This is a genomic window from Streptomyces sp. NPDC101234, from assembly GCF_044767525.1.
GTDB classification, from domain to species: Bacteria; Actinomycetota; Actinomycetes; order Streptomycetales; family Streptomycetaceae; genus Streptomyces; species Streptomyces sasae.
Genome location: NZ_JBIWOA010000001.1, coordinates 245,607 through 265,977, shown reverse-complemented (window position 1 = coordinate 265,977; position 20,371 = coordinate 245,607). Strand labels below are relative to the sequence as shown.

19 protein-coding genes and 1 pseudogene are annotated in these 20,371 nt (G+C 69.7%); 6 read left to right on the top strand and 14 right to left on the bottom strand.

What is annotated here, in order from left to right:
• Window positions 1–70: 70 nt before the first annotated feature.
• Window positions 71–1,024 (bottom strand): LysR family transcriptional regulator, encoded by a 954-nt coding sequence (locus ACIRR9_RS01275; protein ID WP_365336572.1) that lies wholly within the window; start codon window positions 1,022–1,024, stop codon window positions 71–73.
• Window positions 1,025–1,086: 62 nt separating this feature from the next.
• Between ACIRR9_RS01275 and ACIRR9_RS01270 the strand changes: the two genes are divergently transcribed.
• On the top strand, window positions 1,087–2,355 hold the full coding sequence (locus ACIRR9_RS01270) for an MFS transporter (RefSeq protein WP_403746285.1): 1,269 nt from the start codon (window positions 1,087–1,089) through the stop codon (window positions 2,353–2,355).
• Window positions 2,356–2,513: 158 nt separating this feature from the next.
• On the opposite strand, the gene ACIRR9_RS01265 is transcribed toward ACIRR9_RS01270, so the two are convergent.
• Together ACIRR9_RS01265 and ACIRR9_RS01260 are read right to left on the bottom strand one after the other, a co-directional pair.
• Window positions 2,514–2,891 (bottom strand): zinc ribbon domain-containing protein, encoded by a 378-nt coding sequence (locus tag ACIRR9_RS01265; protein ID WP_403747009.1) that lies wholly within the window; start codon window positions 2,889–2,891, stop codon window positions 2,514–2,516.
• 71 nt (window positions 2,892–2,962) lie between these two features.
• Window positions 2,963–3,160, bottom strand: a pseudogene (locus ACIRR9_RS01260) (transposase); the annotation flags it as partial.
• Window positions 3,161–4,048: 888 nt separating this feature from the next.
• Here ACIRR9_RS01260 and ACIRR9_RS01255 point away from each other — a divergent pair.
• Complete coding sequence (locus ACIRR9_RS01255) at window positions 4,049–5,062, top strand: sigma-70 family RNA polymerase sigma factor (RefSeq protein ID WP_403746282.1); 1,014 nt, start codon at window positions 4,049–4,051, stop codon at window positions 5,060–5,062.
• On the opposite strand, the gene ACIRR9_RS01250 is transcribed toward ACIRR9_RS01255, so the two are convergent.
• Window positions 4,946–5,221 carry an STAS domain-containing protein gene (locus ACIRR9_RS01250; RefSeq protein ID WP_403747007.1) on the bottom strand — a complete coding sequence of 92 codons (276 nt, stop codon included), beginning with the start codon at window positions 5,219–5,221 and terminating at the stop codon, window positions 4,946–4,948. The two genes, ACIRR9_RS01255 and ACIRR9_RS01250, sit on opposite strands and share 117 nt — an antisense overlap.
• A 274-nt stretch (window positions 5,222–5,495) precedes the next feature.
• Between ACIRR9_RS01250 and ACIRR9_RS01245 the strand changes: the two genes are divergently transcribed.
• Complete coding sequence (locus ACIRR9_RS01245) at window positions 5,496–6,416, top strand: AEC family transporter (protein ID WP_403746281.1); 921 nt, start codon at window positions 5,496–5,498, stop codon at window positions 6,414–6,416.
• Between the two features lie 28 nt (window positions 6,417–6,444).
• On the opposite strand, the gene ACIRR9_RS01240 is transcribed toward ACIRR9_RS01245, so the two are convergent.
• From ACIRR9_RS01240 to ACIRR9_RS01205, 8 genes are all read right to left on the bottom strand, one after another.
• Complete coding sequence (locus tag ACIRR9_RS01240) at window positions 6,445–7,728, bottom strand: thymidine phosphorylase (protein ID WP_403746279.1); 1,284 nt, start codon at window positions 7,726–7,728, stop codon at window positions 6,445–6,447.
• A gap of 79 nt (window positions 7,729–7,807) precedes the next feature.
• A complete protein-coding gene (locus ACIRR9_RS01235; RefSeq protein WP_316777293.1) occupies window positions 7,808–8,212 on the bottom strand; it encodes a cytidine deaminase in 405 nt (134 codons plus the stop codon).
• Window positions 8,209–9,471, bottom strand: a complete 1,263-nt coding sequence (locus ACIRR9_RS01230; protein ID WP_403746276.1) for an ABC transporter permease — start codon at window positions 9,469–9,471, stop codon at window positions 8,209–8,211. The genes ACIRR9_RS01235 and ACIRR9_RS01230 overlap by 4 nt, the downstream gene beginning before the upstream one ends.
• The gene (locus tag ACIRR9_RS01225) at window positions 9,471–10,592 is read right to left on the bottom strand and encodes an ABC transporter permease (protein ID WP_123974611.1); all 1,122 of its coding nucleotides are present in this window, start codon (window positions 10,590–10,592) and stop codon (window positions 9,471–9,473) included. The genes ACIRR9_RS01230 and ACIRR9_RS01225 overlap by 1 nt, the downstream gene beginning before the upstream one ends.
• Window positions 10,589–12,289 (bottom strand): ABC transporter ATP-binding protein, encoded by a 1,701-nt coding sequence (locus tag ACIRR9_RS01220; RefSeq protein ID WP_403747005.1) that lies wholly within the window; start codon window positions 12,287–12,289, stop codon window positions 10,589–10,591. The genes ACIRR9_RS01225 and ACIRR9_RS01220 overlap by 4 nt, the downstream gene beginning before the upstream one ends.
• 272 nt (window positions 12,290–12,561) lie before the next feature.
• A complete protein-coding gene (locus ACIRR9_RS01215; protein ID WP_403746273.1) occupies window positions 12,562–13,620 on the bottom strand; it encodes a BMP family protein in 1,059 nt (352 codons plus the stop codon).
• Window positions 13,621–13,875: 255 nt separating this feature from the next.
• Entirely contained in the window at window positions 13,876–14,907 is a 1,032-nt protein-coding gene (locus tag ACIRR9_RS01210; RefSeq protein WP_403746271.1) for a BMP family protein, read from the bottom strand.
• A 344-nt stretch (window positions 14,908–15,251) separates the two neighbouring features.
• Window positions 15,252–16,469: a M20 family metallopeptidase gene (locus ACIRR9_RS01205; RefSeq protein WP_403746269.1), complete on the bottom strand. Its 1,218-nt coding sequence runs from the start codon at window positions 16,467–16,469 to the stop codon at window positions 15,252–15,254.
• 271 nt (window positions 16,470–16,740) lie between these two features.
• On the opposite strand from ACIRR9_RS01205, the gene ACIRR9_RS01200 reads away from it, so the two are divergent.
• On the top strand, window positions 16,741–17,397 hold the full coding sequence (locus tag ACIRR9_RS01200) for a class I SAM-dependent DNA methyltransferase (protein ID WP_385679651.1): 657 nt from the start codon (window positions 16,741–16,743) through the stop codon (window positions 17,395–17,397).
• Window positions 17,398–17,823: 426 nt separating this feature from the next.
• On the opposite strand, the gene ACIRR9_RS01195 is transcribed toward ACIRR9_RS01200, so the two are convergent.
• Window positions 17,824–18,657 carry a helix-turn-helix transcriptional regulator gene (locus ACIRR9_RS01195; RefSeq protein WP_403746266.1) on the bottom strand — a complete coding sequence of 278 codons (834 nt, stop codon included), beginning with the start codon at window positions 18,655–18,657 and terminating at the stop codon, window positions 17,824–17,826.
• A gap of 151 nt (window positions 18,658–18,808) precedes the next feature.
• Between ACIRR9_RS01195 and ACIRR9_RS01190 the strand changes: the two genes are divergently transcribed.
• Complete coding sequence (locus tag ACIRR9_RS01190) at window positions 18,809–19,075, top strand: Atu4866 domain-containing protein (RefSeq protein ID WP_403746265.1); 267 nt, start codon at window positions 18,809–18,811, stop codon at window positions 19,073–19,075.
• Entirely contained in the window at window positions 19,072–19,806 is a 735-nt protein-coding gene (locus ACIRR9_RS01185; RefSeq protein WP_403746262.1) for an SDR family oxidoreductase, read from the top strand. The genes ACIRR9_RS01190 and ACIRR9_RS01185 overlap by 4 nt, the downstream gene beginning before the upstream one ends.
• Before the next feature lie 90 nt (window positions 19,807–19,896).
• Here the strand turns inward: ACIRR9_RS01185 and ACIRR9_RS01180 are convergent, their stop codons facing one another.
• Window positions 19,897–20,301: an ATP-binding protein gene (locus tag ACIRR9_RS01180; RefSeq protein WP_403746260.1), complete on the bottom strand. Its 405-nt coding sequence runs from the start codon at window positions 20,299–20,301 to the stop codon at window positions 19,897–19,899.
• Between the last annotated feature and the right edge of the window lie 70 nt (window positions 20,302–20,371).

The following is a 20,371-nucleotide window of genomic DNA, read 5'->3' as shown; positions in this document are numbered from 1 at the left end:
GGCTGGTCGCGCCCACGCGGCGGTAGCCGCATATCGGATACAGCCCCGCGCCCCTGACGGGGCGCTGTTCCTAGGTCGGGAGCAGGTTGCCCCTTCTCGAGAGCAGGAACTTCTTGAAGGCTGCCACCGGTGGGGTGTCCGGGTGGCCGTCCAGCCATGCCACGCCGATCTCGCGGACCGCACGTGGGGCCGTGACCGTCAGTTCCGCGACTCCCGGTCGGGGGAACGCCGGTGGCGGCAGCAGCGCCACCCCCAGTCCGGCCGCGACCAGGCCCCGCAAGGTCTCCGCCTCCTCGCCCTCGAAGGCGATGCGCGGTGTGAAGCCCGCCTCCTTGCAGAGGTCGTCGGTGATGCGGCGCAGACCGTAGCCCGGTTCCAGGGTCACGAACGTCTCCTCGGCCGCCTCCGCCAGGCGGATGCGCTTGCGGGTGGCCAGGGGGTGATCCACGGAGACCACCAACCGCAGTTTCTGTTCGTCCAGGCGGCGCGCCACCAGGTCGGGGGCGTCCGGGACCGGGGAGGTCAGACACAGGTCCAGCTCCCCCGCCCGAAGCTTCTCGATCATCGCCTCGCCGTAGTTCTGGACGAGGCTGAAGCGGATGCGGGGATGGTCGGCGCGGAAGGCCTGGAGGAGACCGGGGACGGTCTCCACGCCCATCGTGTGCAGGAAGCCGAAGGCGACCTTGCCGGTGGTGGGGTCGGCGTCGGCGCGTACCTCGTCGGCGGCGCGCCGGACCTCGGCGAGGGCGCGTTCGACCGAGGTGAGGAAGGTACGGCCGGCCGGGGTGAGGGAGACGGTGCGGCCGTGGCGGCTGAAGAGGTCGACGCCCAGGTCCTGTTCCAGGCGGGCCATCGCACGGGAGAGCGTGGACTGGGGGACGTTGAGCTCCTGCGCGGCCCTGGTGACATGCTCCGTGCGGGCCACCCCGGCGAAGTACGCGAGGCGTGGAGCCAGCAACATCGTCATGTCTTCTGTGTCACTGTACGGTGACAGGCGCTCGGCTGACCTCTGCTGATGCATCACGGGAACGATTATGACGATTCCATGCATTGGACGGATGACAGCGGGGTCCGTACGTTCGAAGCATGTCTCCCGCCAGTACCGGGGCGTCCACCATCATGGGCGCCGCAACGACCGTCCCCGCCCCCGACTCCCGGCTGACCCCGGGCGGCCCCGGCTACCGCCGGATGAGCTTCGCCCTCTTCCTCGCCGGTGTCGCGACCTTCGCCCTCCTCTACTCCACGCAGGCCCTGCTGCCACTGATCTCCAACGGTTTCGGGGTGAGCGCGAGCGACGCGAGCTGGACGGTGGCGGCGGCGACGGGCGGCCTGGCGCTGTTCGTCCTCCCCATGAGCGCCCTCTCCGAGCGCTTCGGGCGCCGTACGGTCATGACGGCCTCGCTGGCGGTGGCGGTGACCGTCGGACTGCTGGTCCCCTTCGCGCCCTCGCTGGGCGTGCTGGTGGTGCTGCGGGGCGTCCAGGGCGCGGCGCTGGCCGGACTGCCGGCCTCGGCGACGGCGTATCTGGCGGAGGAGGTCCGCCCGAAGGCGCTGGTCACGGCGATCGGTCTGTTCGTCGCGGGCAACAGCGTCGGCGGGATGAGCGGCCGGGTCATCACCGGCTGGGTCGCGCAGGAGTGGGGCTGGCGCATCGCCGTCGGCGTCGTGGGCGCGATCGCCGTCGGCTGCGCCATCGCCTTCCGGCTGCTGCTCCCGGCCCCGCGGCACTTCAAGGCGGGCTCGCTGCACCCGCGCCGGCTGCTCGGCACGGTCCGCGACCACCTCGCGAACCCGCTGCTGCGCCGCCTGTACGCGATCGGCGCGCTGTTCATGACCGTCTTCGGCGGCGTCTACACGGTGATCGGCTACCGCCTGACCGAGGAGCCCTTCTCGCTCCCCCAGGGCATCATCGGCTCGATCTTCCTGGTGTACCTGGTCGGCACGGTGTCGGCGTCGACGGCGGGCCGGCTGGTGGGCCGCCTGGGCCGCCGAGGCGCCCTCTACCTGGGCGGCGGCACGACGGCCGCCGGTCTCCTCCTCTCCCTGGCCGACTCGCTCCCGCTGGTCCTGCTGGGCCTGGTCCTGATCACCGCGGGCTTCTTCGCGGGCCACGCGGTGGCCTCCTCGGCGGTCAGCAAGACGGCGACCCACGGCCGGGCCCAGGCCTCGGCCCTCTACCAGTCCGCGTACTACATCGGCTCCAGCGCGGGCAGCACGATCGGCGCGATGGCCTTCCACGCGAGCGGCTGGTCGGGCACGGTCGGCGTCGGCCTCCTGGCGATCCTGGGCGTCGTGACGATCACCGTCCTCGGCTCCCTGGCCGCGCGCCGCGCACCGGTCGCCGCCCACTCGTAAGAGCGCGCGTTCCCCGTATCTGCTCATGTCGGTCACCTTCTCGGCCGTGAACGGCCGAGAAGGTGCACTCGGTCGTTCACACCTCGTCGCGCTCCCGACTGCCCCCTACGACAGGACGGTCACGGGTCGCATCCACCCAACCCCCGAAGATTTCAGGGTTAGAGTGCGGGTGCGGTGACAAGCACCCACGCCGAGCGTGCGCGATCACGCACATTGACCCCGGCGACGACATCGGCCGGGCCAGCGAGCCCGCACCGACGACAGCGGAAATGGTCCCGGTCGGGCCGGTTGGCCCGCTCGGTGTGCCCGCAGCGCGGGCAACGCTGCGAGGTATGACGCGCGTCCACCTCAAGGAACGGGACCCCGGCCCGCCTGGCCTTGTAGGCAAGATACTGTCCGAGCTGGTGGAAGGGCCAGGAGGAGAGCGTGACCCGCTGGTCGCGACGAAGCCGTACCCGCTCACGGATCCCGCCGAGCTCTTCGACGGCGATCCCGCGACCGGTGCTCCCCCAGCCTTCGGCCGGGGGTACCCCCACGCGCGAAAACCGGACACGATCTCCTTGCTGATGCGGTGGTTCACGTGCGCGGCATGGCGCTTCTCCTTCTGCGCGCGGCGGGCGAGGCAGCGGGTGGCTGAGCGGGTCTGCTTCGCCTGGAGCTCGGCGCGTTTGCGGGCCGGCCAGCGCCGGTAACGGGAAAGTCGACGGCCCTGATGGTTGGTTCCGTCGGAGGTGGTGGCCAGGTTCACGATCCCCCGGTCCACCCCGATCCAGTCGACCGGCTCGTACACTTCCGGCTCGGGCATGTCACAGGTGGCAACCAGGTACCACTTGCCGTCGCGCCGGAGGAGATCGCTCTCACCTTTTCGGTACTGCACCAGTGTCTTGAGCTGGTCAGGCGAGCAAGCGAACCGGATCCCTTTCATCCGCCTGTTCACGGTCCAGATCGAGACTGTACGGGTGTCGTACTGCCAGGACAGACAGCGGTCATCGAACGGCTGGGCCGCCTCAGGCCTGAAGACGATCGGCGTACCAACCGCCCTGCGGTACCGCGTCGAGGTGGGCGGACCCAGATTTCCGGCCTGCAGACTGGCCTTCAAGGCCGTGTAGGCGTCGACGACCTTCTTCACCGCCCGCACCACCGGCTGAGCAGACAGTCCGAACGTCGCCTTCAGATTCGTGTACACCTCCTTCTGCAGGCCGTTGCGGTCCTTGAGGCCTTTGGTAAAGGCGATCTGCGAGGCGTAGGTGGCGGCCCGGTTGCAGGCGTGCAGGGTCGCCTCAAGTGCCGACGCCTGTTCGGGTGTCGGCAGCAATTTCACCTGGAGCACCAGCTTCATGACATCGGACCGTAGTTCGGCCACCGTACGCACGATCGCCATTCGTTCGGCGATCACTACGACCAGCGATCCCTAGGTCAGGTGTTCGCATTCGTCGCCTTTGCCGAGCAGCCTCTACGGGTACCCCGCGCCTGGCAATGTGCATGCGGCGACGCTCCACGTCACTGGGACGGGAGGCAGTCCCTCCTCGGGATGAACGTCGGGGCGTCCTCGCCAGGACCATGTGAAGCAACTGGTCTGAGCTGGGCTTTTCCGCACTTCAGGGGCCATTGTCAGTGGGCTGCGGTAGCTTCCGAAGTGCTGGGGCGCAACGGCGCGCGAACAGGAACGGCCACAGGGGTGGGTGGACGGACGATGAGTGACAGCACGGCGACGGCGGACCTCGACGTCGCTCTGGAGAAGCACCGGACCGAGCTGACCGGGTACTGCTACCGCATGCTCGGTTCGTCCTTCGAGGCCGAGGACGCCGTACAGGACACGCTGGTGCGGGCCTGGCGGAGCTACGACAAGTTCGAGGGCCGCTCCAGCCTGCGGTCGTGGCTGTACCGGATCGCGACGAACGTGTGCCTGGACATGCTCAGCGCCGGCAACAAGCGGGCCCGCCCGATGGACCTCTCCGAGTCGACGCCGCTCGCACAGGCGGCGCTCTCCCCCCGGCCCGACAACACCTGGCTGGAGCCGGTGCCGGACGCGCGTGTGCTGCCGACCGTGGACGACCCGGCGGAGGCGGCCGTGGCCAAGGAATCCATCCGGCTCGCCTTCATGGCGGCCCTGCAGCAACTGCCGCCGAAGCAGCGGGCGGTGCTGATCCTGCGCGAGGTGCTGGCCTGGAAGGCGAGCGAGGTCGCCGAGCTGCTCGGGACCTCGGTCGCGTCGGTCAACAGCGCGTTGCAGCGGGCCCGGGCCACGCTGGCGGAGCAGCAGCAGTCGGGGGCGGCCGCCGAGGTCTCCGATCCGCTGGACGAGGAGCAGCAAAAGCTCCTGGAGCGCTATGTCGCGGCCTTCGAGGGCTACGACATGGCCGCGCTCACAGCGCTGCTCCACGAGGACGCCGTGATGACGATGCCGCCGTTCGACCTGTGGCTCACCGGCCACGACGACATCACCGGCTTCATGACCACCCTCGGCTCCGCCTGCGAGGGCTCGCGGCTGTTCCCGGTCCAGGTCAACGGCCTGCCCGGGTTCGCCCAGTACAAGCCCGACCCGGACACCGGCGGCTGGAGCCCCTGGTCCGTCCAGATCCTGGAGATCTCAGACGGCCGGCTCACCGGGTTCCACTTCTTCCTCGACACCAAGCGCTGGTTCCCGCTCTTCGGCCTCCCCCTCCACCTGGAAGCCAAGACCGACGAGACGGAGGAGGGAGCGTAGGGCCGGGTCGGGATCCCGCAGCCGGATCCGCCCGCCGGCCCGGCGAGCCGCCAGCTCCAGCCGGGCCAGCAGATCGACGACGGCGAGCCCGGGCGGCCCCACACCGCCCACATCGCAGACGACGACCCCGGCCTCGGTGACATCGAGCAGCTCACGCACCGCGTCGCACAGCCCCGGCACCTCATCCCTGGCGACGGGGCCGGACAGTACGAGTACGGCGGGGGTCACGGCATCCACGAACCGGTAGACCGCCGACGGTCTGACAACTCATCGGTAGGGCAGCGGACTCCCGCTGGGTCACGTAGATCACAAGGGTCATAACGTTGACCTGCGACTGACCGGACTCGAGGGTTAGGTGCATGCCCCACGGATCACCTCACGGATCAGCACCGCCCCGGACGACCCGCGGGCTCCTCCCCCTCAAGGGGGTGCCGTGCAGGGGGTGTTGAGCGGCTTCGCGGTGATCGCGATCGTCATCGCCGTCGGCTACCTGCTCGGCCGCGGCGGCCACCTAGGCACCAACGGCCGTGAGGTCCTCACCAAGCTCGCCTTCCACGTCGCCTCCCCCGCCCTTCTCTTCACCACCCTCGCCAAGGCCGACCTGGCGGTGATCTTCTCCAGCCGCCTCCTGGTGACGGCCCTGTCCACGGCCGCGGCGGCGGGCGCGTTCGTGACGGTGGGTGTCGTACGGCACTGGGGCGTGGGCCGTACGACGATCGGCGCGCTGTGCTCCAGCTACGTCAACTCGGGCAACCTCGGCATCCCGATCGCGGTGTACGTGCTCGGCGACGCGTCACTGGTGGCACCGGTGCTGCTCTTCCAGGTCGTCGTCCTCACCCCGGTCGCCCTGACGATCCTGGACCTGTCGGGCGCGGGCGAGAAGGGCCCGTGGTGGCGCCGTCTGCTGACCCCGCTCCGCAACCCGATAGCCGTCGGCTCACTGTCCGGCGTCGCGGTCTCGGGGCTCGGCATCCATGTCCCCGGCCCGGTGATGGACCCGCTCACCCTGATCGGCAACATGTCCGTGCCGGCCGTCCTGCTCGCCTTCGGCATCTCCCTGCGCGGCAGCACGCTCCCCGGCCGGGGCCGCGAACGGCACCCGGTGTTCCTGTCCGTCGCCCTGAAGTCGGTGGGCCAGCCCCTGGTCGCCTGGGCCCTGGCGTCGGCCGTCTTCGACCTGCACGGGGCGCCCCTGCTCGACGTGACGGTGACATCGGCGCTACCGGCCGCGCAGAACCTGTACACGTACGCCGGCACCTACCGGGTCGGCGAGGAACTGGCCCGTGACTCGATCCTGCTCTCGACGGTGCTGTCGGTCCCGGTACTGGTGGTGGTCGCGGCGCTGCTGGGGTGACACCCCTGCAGCGCCGCATCCGACCCGGTCAGGCGATGCGCTCCAGCACGACCGGCGATGCCGTGAACTCCGTGCCCGCCGCCGCGATGTCGTACGAGCCCTCGACCGACTGGAGCGCGTACTCGAAGCGCTCCGGGGTGTCCGTGTGGAGGGTGAGGAGGGGCTGGCCCGCGGTCACCGTGTCGCCGGGCTTGGCGTGCAGTTCGACGCCCGCGCCCGCCTGCACCGGGTCCTCCTTGCGGGCGCGGCCGGCGCCCAGGCGCCAGGCGGCGACGCCGATGCCGTAGGCGTCGAGGCGGGTCAGGACACCCGTCGACGGGGCCGTGATGACGTGCTGCTCGCGCGCCACCGGCAGCGCCGCGTCCGGGTCGCCGCCCTGGGCCGCGATCATCCGGCGCCAGACGTCCATCGCCGAACCGTCGGCCAGCGCCTTCGCCGGGTCCGCGTCCTTCACACCGGCCGCGTCCAGCATCTCGCGGGCCAGGGCGATGGTCAGCTCGACGACGTCCGCCGGGCCGCCGCCGGCGAGGACCTCGACCGACTCGCGGACCTCCAGGGCGTTGCCCGCCGTGAGACCGAGGGGGGTGGACATGTCCGTGAGCAGCGCGACCGTCTTCACGCCGTGGTCGGTGCCGAGGCCCACCATGGTCGAGGCCAGTTCGCGGGCGTCCTCGATGGTCTTCATGAAGGCGCCGGTGCCGACCTTCACGTCCAGGACCAGGGAGCCGGTGCCCTCGGCGATCTTCTTCGACATGATCGAGGAGGCGATCAGCGGGATCGCCTCGACCGTGCCGGTGACGTCGCGGAGCGCGTAGAGCTTCTTGTCGGCGGGGGCCAGACCGTCGCCCGCCGCGCAGATCACCGCGCCGGTGGTGTCGAGCACGTGCAGCATCTCCTCGTTGGAGAGCAGGGCGCGCCAGCCGGGGATCGACTCCAGCTTGTCGAGGGTGCCGCCGGTGTGGCCGAGGCCGCGGCCGGAGAGCTGCGGGACGGCCGCGCCGCAGGCCGCCACCAGGGGCGCGAGCGGCAGCGTGATCTTGTCGCCGACGCCGCCCGTGGAGTGCTTGTCGGCCGTCGGGCGGGACAGCGACGAGAAGTCCATGCGCTCGCCGGACGCGATCATCGCGGCCGTCCAGCGGGCGATCTCGCGGCGGTTCATACCGTTGAGGAGGATGGCCATCGCGAGCGACGACATCTGCTCGTCGGCGACCTCGCCGTGCGTGTACGCGTCGATGACCCAGTCGATCTGCTCGTCGCTGAGCTCACCGCGGTCCCGCTTGGTGCGGATGACGGAGATGGCGTCCATGGCCATGACGTTCCCTTCGAAGCATTGCGAAACGCGCGGCCCCTCCGGGCGACGGGCGGGGAGGGGCCGTACGGGATTACCTGGATTACTTGGTGAGGTGGGCCGGGCCGAAGGCCTGGGGCAGCATCTCGGAGAGGGGCAGGACGCCCTCCGGGGTGTCCAGGAGGAGGTCCGGGCCGCCGAACTCGTAGAGGAGCTGGCGGCAGCGGCCGCACGGGACGAGGAGTCCGCCGGTGCCGTCCACGCAGGTGAAGTGCGTGAGGCGGCCGCCGCCCGTGCGCTGCAGCTGGGAGACGAGTCCGCACTCGGCGCACAGGCCCAGGCCGTAGGACGCGTTCTCCACGTTGCAGCCGGTGACCGTGCGGCCGTCGTCGACCAGGGCCGCGACCCCGACCGGGAAGCCGGAGTAGGGGGCGTAGGCGTGGGACATGGCCTCCCGTGCCTCGGCCCGCAGGGGCTCCCAGTCGAAGTCCGCGGCCGCGGCCGTCACTTGCCCTGTCCCTTCCGGTACGGCAGACCGTCCGCCTTCGGCATCCGCAGGGACTGCGCGGACAGCGAGAGCACCAGGAGGGTGACGATGTACGGGGTCGCGGTCACCAGCTGGCGCGGGACCTCGTTGGTGGTGGCGTACCAGATGAACATCAGGACCGAGACGACGATCGTGATGACGGCCGGGACGTACTTCTTGCGCCAGGCCAGGTAGGCGGCGCCGAACACCAGGAGGATCGCGATCAGCAGGATCAGCGCGTGGACGTTCACGGTGCCGCCGCGCAGGTTGAGGCTGTCGGTGTAGCCGAACAGGCCGGCGCCGAGGGCGAGGCCGCCCGGCATCCAGTTGCCGAAGATCATCGCGGCGAGACCGATGTAGCCGCGGCCGGCCGTCTGGCCGTCGAGGTACACGTTGGAGGCGACGATGGACAGGAAGGCGCCGCCGAGGCCCGCGAAGCCGCCGCTGATGAGCACGGCGATGTACTTGTACTTGTAGACGTTGACGCCGAGGGACTCGGCCGCGACCGGGTTCTCGCCGCAGGAGCGCAGGCGGAGGCCGAAGGCCGTACGCCACAGGACCCACCAGGTGACCGGGACGAGGGCGACCGCGAGGACCGTCAGCGGGGAGAGGTCGGTCAGCAGACCGCCGACCAGGCCCGCGATGTCGGAGACCAGGAACCAGTGCTTCTCGTTGAGCGTGTTCAGCCAGTCGGAGAGGCCGGGGACGCTGAAGGTGCCGGGCGAGTTGATCGGCGGGGACTGCTTGGAGGAGCCGCCCTGGGCGTTCTCGAAGGTGAACTTGGAGAGGTAGCGGGTGGCGCCCAGGGCGAGGATGTTCAGGGCCACACCGGAGACGATGTGGTTGACGTTGAAGGTGACGGTGGCGATGGCGTGCAGCAGGGCGCCGAGCGCACCGCCGATGATGCCGAAGACGACGCCGACCCAGGGGCCCCACTGGTAGCCGGCCCAGGCGCCGAACCAGGTGCCGAGGATCATCATGCCTTCGAGGCCGATGTTGACGACGCCCGCGCGCTCGGCCCACAGACCGCCGAGACCGGCGAGGCCGATCGGGACGGCGAGGCGCAGCGCGGTGGACATCTGGCCGGTCGAGGTGATGCCGTCGGCGCCGGTGATGAGACGGACGGCCGAGGTCAGGACCAGTACGCCGGCGATGACCAGCAGCAGGACCGGGAGGGACATTCGGCGGCCGCCCTTGCGGGGCTGCTTCGCCTGCGGCTTGGCGACGGTCGCGGTGGACATCAGGCCGCCACCTCCTTCTTGGTGTTCTGGGCGGCGGCCGCGGCGAGTTCCGCGCCGACCTGGCGCTGCTGGCGGCGCAGGCCCCACTGGCGTACGGCTTCGTAGGAGATGACGACGGAGAAGACGATCAGGCCCTGCATGATCGTGGCGATCTCCTTCTCGTACGCCACCGGGGTGGCGTAGTCGAGGGCGGGCGAGGCCTTGTCGAGGAAGGACCACAGAAGGGCGGCGAAGGCGATGCCGCCGGGGTTGTTGCGGCCGAGCAGGGCGATGCCGATGGCGGTGAAGCCGAGGCCGGCCGGGAAGTCGAGGCTGTAGGTGTGGGAGTCGCCGAGCAGCAGCGGGAGGCCCGCGAGGCCGGAGACGGCACCGGAGATCAGCATGGAGACCAGGACCATGCGCTTGGCGTCGACGCCGGAGGCGGCCGCCGCGGACTCGGAGGCGCCGGTGGCGCGCAGGTCGAAGCCGAAACGGGTGCGGTTGAGGACCACCCAGTAGCCGATGCCGAGGGCGATGGCGACGAAGACCATGCCGTAGATGTCGCCGACGTCGGAGCCCAGGTTGATGCCGGGGAACCAGCCGGACTTCTTCATCACGCCGGTCGTCATGTTGTTGCCGACCTGGACGCCCCACACGTTCGCGAGGGTGACATAGCCGATGACGCTGGTGGCGATGGCGTTCAGCATGATCGTGGAGACGACCTCGCTGACCCCTCGGGTGACCTTGAGGACGCCCGCGATACCGGCCCAGAAGGCGCCGGTGAACATGGCGACCAGGAGCAGCACCGGGATCTGGAGGAAGGCGGGCAGGCCGATGTTGGCGCCGACCACGGCCGTCATCACGGCGGCGAGGCGGTACTGGCCGTCGACGCCGATGTTGAAGAGGTTCATGCGGAAGCCGAGGGCGACCGCGATGGCCGCGATGTAGTACATCGCCGCCTGGTTGATGATCAGGACCTGGACGTCCGAGTACGGCAGCTGCTGGAGCATCAGCACATACGGCTCGAACGGGTTGCGGTTCGAGGCCAGCAGCACGATCGAGGTGAGCGCGATCGCCAGGACGAGCGCGATGACCGGGCCGGCCACCGCCAGGAGCACCCGCTCCTTGTTGAACTTCTTCATCGGTCCTGGTCCTCCCCGGACACACCGTCGGAATCGTGATGCTCCAGGTGGCCGGTGGCGGCACCTGTCATGGCCGAGCCCAGTTCCTCGGGCGTGATGGTGGCCGGGTCGGCGTCGGCGACCAGCTTGCCGTCGTAGATCACCCGCAGGGTGTCGGAGAGGCCGATCAGCTCGTCGAGGTCGGCGGAGATCAGCAGCACGGCCAGGCCCTCGCGGCGGGCGTCCCGGATGCGGTCCCAGATCTGCGCCTGGGCGCCGACGTCCACACCGCGGGTGGGGTGGGCGGCGATCAGGAACTTCGGGCTGTGGCTCATCTCGCGGCCGACGATCAGCTTCTGCTGGTTGCCGCCGGAGAGGGAGGCGGCGGTGACGTCGATGCCGGGGGTGCGGACGTCGTACTCCTCGACGATCCGACGGGTGTCGTCCTGGGCACCCTTGATGTCCAGCCAGAAGCCCTTGGCGTTGGGCTTCTCGGTGACATGGCCGAGGATGCGGTTCTCCCAGAGCGGGGACTCCAGGAGCAGGCCCTGGCGGTGGCGGTCCTCGGGGATGTAGCCGACGCCGGACTCGCGGCGCTTGCGGGTGGCCCAGCCGGTGATGTCCTCGCCGAGGAACTCGATCGCGCCGGAGTCGGCGTTGCGGGTGCCGATGAGGGCGTCGATCAGCTCGGTCTGGCCGTTGCCCTCGACACCGGCGATGCCCATGACCTCACCGGCGTGGATGGTGAAGGTGACGTCGTCGAGGACGCGCTTGGCGGCGCCGGGGGTGGTGGCCTCGGTGAGGACGTCGGCGCCCGGGGCGGCGCCGGCCGAGCCGGCCGTCGCGGTCTCGGGCTGGGCGCCGAGCTCGCCGAGGGAGGCGATGCCGCCGCTGGCGTGGACGGTGAGGTTCTTGACCGTGACGACGGCCCGGTCGGTGACCGTGGACTCGGCGGTCTCCGGGGTGGGGAGCTCGCTGCCGACCATCAGCTCGGCGAGCTGGCGCGGGGTGGTCTGGGACGGGATCGCCGTGCCCACCGTCGTACCGCGGCGGATGACGGTGATGTCGTCGGCGACGGACAGCACCTCGCCGAGCTTGTGGGAGATGAAGATGACCGACAGGCCCTCGGACTTCAGCTCGCGCAGGTTGTCGAAGAGCGCGTCGACCTCCTGCGGGACCAGGACGGCGGTGGGCTCGTCGAGGATCAGGATCCGGGCGCCGCGGTAGAGGACCTTGAGGATCTCCACGCGCTGCCGGTCGGCGACACCGAGGTCCTCGACCAGGAGGTCCGGGTGGATGCCGAGGCCGTAGCGGTCGGAGATCTCCTTGATCTTCTTGCGGGCGTTGCCGCCGATGCCGTACAGCTTCTCGCTGCCCAGCACGACGTTCTCGAGCACGGTCAGGTTGTCGGCCAGCATGAAGTGCTGGTGGACCATGCCGATGCCGCGCGCGATGGCGTCGGCCGGGGACGAGAAGGCGGCCTGCTCGCCGTCGACCGCGATGGTGCCCTCGTCCGGCTTCTGCATGCCGTAGAGGATCTTCATCAGGGTCGACTTGCCGGCACCGTTCTCCCCGACGAGGGCGTGGACAGTGCCCTTGCGGACGGACAGGTGGATGTCGTGGTTGGCTACGACACCCGGGAATCGCTTGGTGATCCCCGCCAGCTCGACCGCGGCTGTCGTCTCTGCGGTGAGCGGAGGGCTGCTGGACGCGTCGATGGCGCACTCTCCTAGGGAAAGGGGCCGCTCTACGCGCGTAGCGCCCCTGCTTTAAATAGTGCCCGGACCTGACCGAGTTCTTACGACTCTCGATCCGTTCCGAGCATTCTGCCGCGCGAACGAGGTGTGTCCCCGCCGTAGACCGTCTGGACGGTACTGGTTCTACGGCAGGGGCGCGGGAAGGTCATCCTTCCCGCACCCCGTTCCGTGGCCGTAACGCTGCCATTACAGCGTTCTTTTGGCCATGGGCCGAGCGGCCCGATGACGCCGGATCAAGAAGTCTTGACCGTGATGGAGCCGTCCTTGATGCCGGCCTCGGCCTTCTTGAGCGCGGCCTGCAGGGCGGCGTTGTTCTTGAAGACCGGGTTGGAGTCGGCCAGGCCGACGCCACCGTTGGTCAGGGAGCCGCGGACCTCGCCGGACAGCGGCTTCTTGTCCTTGATGACCGACTTGGCGAGGTCGTAGACCGCACCCTCGACGTTCTTGAGGGCCGAGGTCAGGATGTAGTTCTTGTACTTCGACAGCGCGGCCTGGTTGTACTGGTCGGAGTCGACGCCGATCGCCCACACCTTGTGCGCGGCGGCGGCCTTGATGACGCCCTGGCCGGAGAGGCCGGCGGCGGCGTAGACCACGTCGGCACCGGAGCCGATCTGGCCCTCGGCGGCGGCCTCGCCCTTGTCGGGGCTGGAGAAGCCGCCCTCCTGGGCGGTCTGGGTCAGGTACTGGGCCTTGACCTTGACGTTCTTCTTGGTGGCCTTGACGCCCTGCTCGAAGCCCGCCTCGAACTTGTGGATCAGCGGGACGTCCACGCCGCCGATGAAGCCGACGGTGTTCGACTTGGTGGTCAGCGCCGCGGTGACACCGGCCAGGTACGAGGACTGCTCCTCGTGGAAGACCATGTCGGCGATGTTGCTCGCCTGGTCCTCGTTGTCGTCGATGATGCCGAAGCTGATCTTCGGGAACTTCGCGGCGGCTTCCTTGACGGCGGGCGCGTAGGCGAAGCCGACGCCTATGACCGGGTTGTAGCCGGCGCGGGCCAGGGTCTCCAGCCGCTGCACCTTGTCGGCGTCCGTCTCGTTGTCCTGCGGCTCGATGTCCCGGCCGGTGACACCGAAGTCCTTCTCGGCCTTCTGGAAACCGGCGTAGGCGGCGTCGTTGAAGGACTGGTCGCCCTTGCCGCCGACGTCGTACGCGAGACCGACACCCTTGGACGCGCCGCCCTTGCCGGCGGACGAGCTGGACGAGCTGGAAGAGCTGCCGCACGCTGAAACGGTGACGGCGAGGGCTGCGGTTGCAACGCCTGCAACCGCGATACGGGACACCCGGCGCATGGAACGTGACTCCTTCGTGCAAGCGCCCAAACCAGGCGCTGGTTCCGCGGCAGCGTAACGCGCGTAGACCAGACGGAAAACCCCCAATGTCCGGTCCGTTATCTACCTGTGGCCACTGTCACGGCCGAGGTGACGGACAGCAGTGCGCCCCTTGCGGGAGGCAAGGGGCGCACGAACTGCAACGGGGCACGGCGGCCGTACGTCCGGCCGTCCGCATACGGCCCGGTGATCACCCGGCCGTATATATATGTCCCATTACTTGGTGTTGACGGTGACCTTGCCGTCGATGATGTCCTGCTTGGCCTTGTCGACGGCGGCCACGACCTTGGTCAGGGCCTTGTACTTCGGGTTGGTGTCGGCGAAGCCGACACCGCCGGTCTTGAGGGTGCCCTCGATGACACCGCTCTCCGGCTTGCCCTGGTAGACGGACTTGACGAGGTCGTACACCGCGCCGCCGACGTTCTTCAGGGCGGAGCCCAGGATGTAGTCCTTGTACTTGGCGAGAGCGCTCTGGCCGTACTGGTCGGAGTCGACACCGATCGCCCAGATCTTGGCGGTGGCGGCGGCCTGGATCACACCCTGCCCGGAGAGACCGGCCGCGTGGTAGATCACATCCGCACCCGCGTCGATCTGGCCCTGCGCCGCGGCCTTGCCCTTGTCCGGGCTGGAGAAGCCGCCCTCCGCAGGCGTCTGGGTCAGATACTGCGACGAGATCTTGATCTTCGGGTTGACCGACTTGGCACCCTGGTCGAAGCCCGCCTCGAAGGTGTGGATCAGCGGGATGTCCACGCCGCCGATGAAGCCGATGTGGTCCTTCTTGGTCGCGGAGGCCGCGGCCACACCCGCGAGGTACGACGACTGCTCCGCCGCGAAGACCATGTCGACGACGTTCTTGGCCGCCACTTCGTTGTCGTCGATGATGCCAAAGGTGATCTTGGGGTACTTGGCCGCGATCTCCTTGACCGCCGGCGCGTACACGAAGCCGACACCGATGATCGGGTTGTAGCCGGCCTTGGCCAGCTGGTCGAGCCGCTGCACCTTGTCGGCGTCGGTCTCGTTGTCGGCGGGCTCGACGTCCCGGCCGCCGACGCCGAACTCCTTCTCGGCCTTCTGGAAGCCGGCGAAGGCGGCGTCGTTGAAGGACTGGTCACCCTTGCCGCCGATGTCGTAGGCGAGGCCGATGCCCTTGCCGTTGTACTTGCCGGACGAGCTGGTGCTGGAGGCACCGGTGTCCTGGCTGGACTTACCGCACCCAGCGGCCGCGAGGGCGATGACGGCGACGGTCACCGCAGTTTGGGAGAACCTCGTCCTCCGAGAGACAGAACGCACAGCACGTACCCCTTCGTCCCCACGGCACCGTCACCGGCCCGCTTCCCCAACCGGCCACCTGCGGTGGCGATTTCGGCGCACAGTAACGCGCGTAGAAGCGGAGGGGAACGGGGTTTCTCCGGGCCGTTATCGAACCGTGCCGACTCCGGGTTACAAGCGGAGATCACCGGTTACAGCGGGGTGACACAAGGGGGTGAAAGGGTGCCGATCGGACACCCCTTCGCCCCCTGCGCCAAGCTGACCGTTTCTCCAGCCGTTCGAACCGTTTCTCCAGTCGTCCGATACGACTCCCGCCGATGCGACTACCTCGTCGCGTCGATCAGGGCGGCGGCCGTGAACAGCTCCACGCCCACGGTGATCGCCCGCTCGTCGGCGTCGAAGTCGCCCTGGTGCAGGTCACGCACCGTCCGCTCGCCCGGTGTCCGCACCCCGAGCCGCGCCAGCGCGCCCGGCACCTGCTCCAGGTACCAGGAGAAGTCCTCGCCGCCGAGGCTCTGCTCGGTGCCCTCGACGGAGTCGGTCCCGCGCCGGGCGGCCATCGCGTCCCGCAGCAGTTCGGTGATCACCGGGTCGTTGACGACCGGCGGCACCCCGCGCACGTAGTTGATCTCGGACTTGGCCCGGTGCAGCGTCGCGACCTCGTCGATCGCCGCGTGCACCACGTCCGGCGCCGTCCGCCAGGCCTCCAGGTCCAGGCAGCGCACGGTCCCGGACAGCTCGGCGTGCTGCGGGATCACGTTCGGCGCGTGCCCGGACTCGATCCGTCCCCAGGTCACGGCGAGTCCGCTACGGCTGTCCACGCGCCGCCCGATGATCGCGGGCACGTCGACGGCGACCCGGGCGGCGGCGGTGACCAGGTCGGTGGTCAGATGCGGCCGGGCGGTGTGCCCGCCGGGCCCGTCCAGGGCCACCTCGATGCGGTCGCAGGCGCTGGTGATGGCGCCGGTGCGCAGCCCGATCCTCCCCACGTCCACCCGGGGGTCGCAGTGCACGGCGATGATCCGCCCCACTCCGTCCAGCACCCCGCAGTCGATGGCGTCGGTGGCACCGCCGGGCAGCACCTCCTCGGCGGGCTGGAACAGCAGCCGCACCGGACGGGGCAGCAGCCCCCGCTCGTGCAGCTCGGCGAGTACGAGCCCGGCGCCCAGCACGACTGTCGTATGTACGTCATGTCCACAGGCGTGGGCCCGGTCCGGCACGGTCGACCGGTAGGCGCACTCGGTCTTCATGTCCGGGATGGGCAGCCCGTCGATGTCGGCCCGCAGGGCGAGCATCGGCAGCCCGTCCCCCACCGGCCCGATGTCACAGATGAGTCCGGTCCCCATCGCGAGGACACGCGGCCGGAGCCCGGCCTTCTCCAGCCGTTCCTTGATCGCGGCCGTCGTGCGGAACTCCTGGTTGCCTAGCTCGGGGTGCATATGCAAGTCGCGGCGGAAGGCCACGAGTTCGGCGTGCAGCTCCTCGCTGAGCACGCCGGGGAGCACATCCCCGGGGAGGTCGGCCTCGGACTCTAGGGACATCAATTGGTTCACCCTCTGAAGGGTAGGACGCCCGGACGGTCAACTGACCCGAGATCAACAAAAGTTCAACCCGTTAGGTGAAGAAAATCTGACCGCGGAGGTATGACCTGGGGCGTGGCTGGGTAACAACTATGTTTCCTCTTCCACGCTTACCACGCCTCTCGACGATCGCGCCGGTCCTGTCCACCCACCGGAACAGGACCGGGCCGGAACCGGGCCGGAACCGCGACTTCCCCACGCCGGGCGCGCCCGACCGGTAGCGTGCGCGACCGTGACGGACTCGGACACGACCGATTTCATAGAGACCACCCGTACGTCCTACGACACGATCGCCAAGGACTACTCCGCCGAATTCCCGGGCCTGCCCGACCGGCCGGTGGACATGTCGTTGATCGCCGCCTTCGCCTCACTGGTGAAGGCGAACGGCACCGCCCCCGTGGCCGACCTGGGCAGCGGCCCCGGCCACATCACCGCCCACCTGAACGACCTGGGCGTCCCGGCCTTCGGCATCGACCTCTCCCCCGCCATGGTCGCCCTGGCCCGCGAGAGCCACCCCGGCCTGCGCTTCCACCGGGGCTCGATGACGTCCCTGGACCTGCCCGACGAGACCCTGGGCGGCATCCTCGCCCTCTACTCGATCATCCACATCCCCGACGCCCACCTCCCGGCGACCTTCGCCGGCTTCCACCGGGTCCTGGTCCCGGGCGGCCATGTCCTGCTCGCCTTCCAGAAGGGCGAGCAGTCCGGCCTCCACGTCACGGAACGCTTCGGCCACGAGATCGACCTCCACTACCACTGGCGCCCGGCATACGCGGTGGGCGACATGCTCGTGACGGCGGGCCTGGAGGTGGCGGCGACACTGATCCGGGAGCCGCTGGGCCCGGAGAAGTGGCCCCGGGCCTTCGTACTTGCCCGCAAACCGGGCTGACCCCCCGCCCGACCACCGACAGGCCGCCCGCACTCCCTCTCCCCGCCCCGCACCGAGGGAAACGGGCGGCCCCGACGGTCGCTCCTCGACGAACAACTCCGCGGCGTCCGTGACGTGTACCGCCAGTTGCGTCCAGGCCTGCAGCTGGTCCAGGTCCGTGCACACCGGACTCGGCACCCCTGTGCGGCCTTGGTGATCAGCGACCGCCACAGAGAGGCCGGGCAACCGGACCGGTGCGGAGAGACGGACACCACTTCACGGTCCGGACCGACCCTGATCGCCTTCTGCGCGGCTGCCGGCCACAACACCGCCGCGTCCAGAACCGAGGCGAGCAGGTGGGCGCGGGGGGGGCGCTCTCGGCCGTGGCGTGCGGAAATATCTCCGCCCTGGCCACCGAGAAGCAGTTGTTCACGGGGTGCGCCGGGGCTACCTGGCGTCCTGGTTCGAGGTCGCGTGGAGCGAGCCGAGCAGGGTCAGCGCCTGGGCGCTGGGGCTGCCGGGTTCGGCCTGGTAGACGACGAGTTGCTGGCCCGGCGCGTCGCGTACGTCGAACGCCTGGTAGGTGAGCGTAAGGGGGCCGACGTCGGGATGGAGCAGGTGCTTGGCGTCCTGGGTCTTGCCACGGACGGCGTGGGTGTTCCAGAGGCGGGTGAAGTCCGCGCTGTGCTCGGTGAGGATGTGGACGAGTTCCCGCAGGCGTGGGTCGTCCGGGTCGAGGCCGGCCGCCTGGCGCAGGTGGCCCACAGTGGTCTGCGCCGTGTGGCTCCACCGGGTGTAGAACTGCCGGCCCGCCGGGTCGAGGAAGGTCATGCGGGCCAGGTTGTGCGCCTGCTCGAAGGGGGAGTGCAGGGCCTCGGCCAGGGCGTTGCCCGCCAGGACGTCCAGCGTCCTGTTGACGACGAACGCAGGGGCGCCCGGGTAGCCGTCCATCAGCTGGCGAAGGGCGGGACTGACGCGGTCCGTGGTGTGGCTGAACTGGTTGCCCGGCACCGTCCCCGCCAGCTGGTGCAGGTGCGCGTGGGCGTCGGGGTCCAGCCGCAGGGCGCGGCCGAGCGCATCGAGGACGGGGGCCGAGGGGTGGCGTTCGCGACCCTGTTCCAGGCGGGTGTAGTAGTCCACGTTCACCCCCGCCAGCACCGCGACCTCCTCACGGCGCAGACCGGCGACCCTGCGCACGCCGTGGCTCGCCATCCCGACGTCCTGCGGCCGCAGGCCCGCCCTGCGTGCGCGCAGGAACTCTCCCAGGTGGTTGTCGGTCATGCCCTCAGGCTAGGCCGAAGGGGTGTGTGTTGCCTGGGTGTACGGCACCCAGGCAACACACGCCCTGGCCGGCGGCCTCCGACCAGCCCAGACTCGGCCGGGCAGACAGATCCGCATCATTCGACGTCGACTTCGACGAGAGGAGCCCGTCATGACCGGGAACACCGACGAGACGCATGCCGACGTGGTCGGCATGTGGGTGACCGCGGACGGTTACATCCGCCAGGAATTGCGGGCGGACGGCCGCTACGACGAGGCCCGTGGCAACCGGTGCAGCGCCTACACGGGCCGCTACACCGCGACCGGCCTCCACATCGACTACGTCGACGACTCCGGGTTCACCGCGACGGGTGACATTCGCGCCGGAGTGCTCCATCACGAGCACCTCGTGCTCTACCGAGAGGAAAAGCAGGTATGACGAACGCAGCCAAGGTCGTGGCGGTCACCGGAGCGAGCAGCGGGATCGGCGAGGCAACCGCCCGTCGGCTCGCCGCCGACGGCCACCGTCTGCTCATCGGCGCACGTCGCACCGACCGTCTCGAAACGCTGGCCGAGGAGATCACCACGGCAGGCGGCACCGCGGCCTTCCGACGGCTGGATGTCACGGACGCCGCCGATGTCCGGGCCTTCGTGTCCACCGCCCGGGAGCGCTACGGCCGGGTGGACGTGATCGTGAACAACGCCGGCGTCATGCCGCTCTCGCCACTGGACGCGCTCAAGACCGACGAATGGGATCGGATGATCGACGTCAACGTGCGGGGAGTCCTGCACGGTATCGCCGCCGCCCTGCCCATGATGCGCGCCCAGGGCGGCGGGCACTTCGTCAACGTCGCCTCTGTCGGGGCGTACGAGGTCTCGCCCACCGCCGCCGTCTACTGCGCCACCAAGTTCGCCGTCCGCGCGATCTCCGAAGGACTGCGGCAGGAGTCCAGCGGGAACATCCGGGTCACCCTCGTCTCCCCGGGCGTGACCGAGTCCGAACTCGCCGACAGCATCTCCGACCCCGCCGCCAGGGAGGCCATGAAGACCTACCGCGCCGTGGCACTCCCCGCCTCGGCCATCGCGGAGGCCATCGCCTACGCCGTCTCCCAGCCTGCGCAGGTCGACGTCAACGAAATCGTCGTCCGCCCCACGGCGAGCGCTCAGTAATCTCAGGCGCGCAGCTCGGTCGGCGTGCGCGGAAGCGGTCAACCGGGCTGAGCCCCGACCAAGACGAACTGCACGTACCTGTGCTCCCTTCTACGCCTCGGCCAGCTCGCACCACACGTACTTCCCCCGGTTCCCGAACCTGGACAGCGGCTGCCAGCCCCACAGATCCGAGCAGGCACGTACGAGTGCCAGCCCCCGCCCCTCCTCCAGTTCACCGAGCCGCTCCAACGGCACGGGCGGCTTCGGCGGTTCAGGGTCCGCGTCCCACGCGCCGATCCGCAGCGTCCCGGGCGGTGACCAGCACACGCGCAGAGCGGCCGGCCCCTTCGTATGCCGTACGGCGTTGGACACCAGCTCCGCCGCGAGGAGTTCCGCCGTGTCGGCGAGACCGATCAGGCCGTGCATCGTCAGGATCAGACGCAGGGTGCGGCGGCAGATCGTCACCGCTCTGAGGTCGTTGGGGACGGAGAGGGTGTAGTCCCAGGTTTCGGGCATGCGTCATCAACTCCGGTCGATGGTGGGGGGTTTCATGCACGGTGGCATCGCCGCATGACGGTGCGGCGTG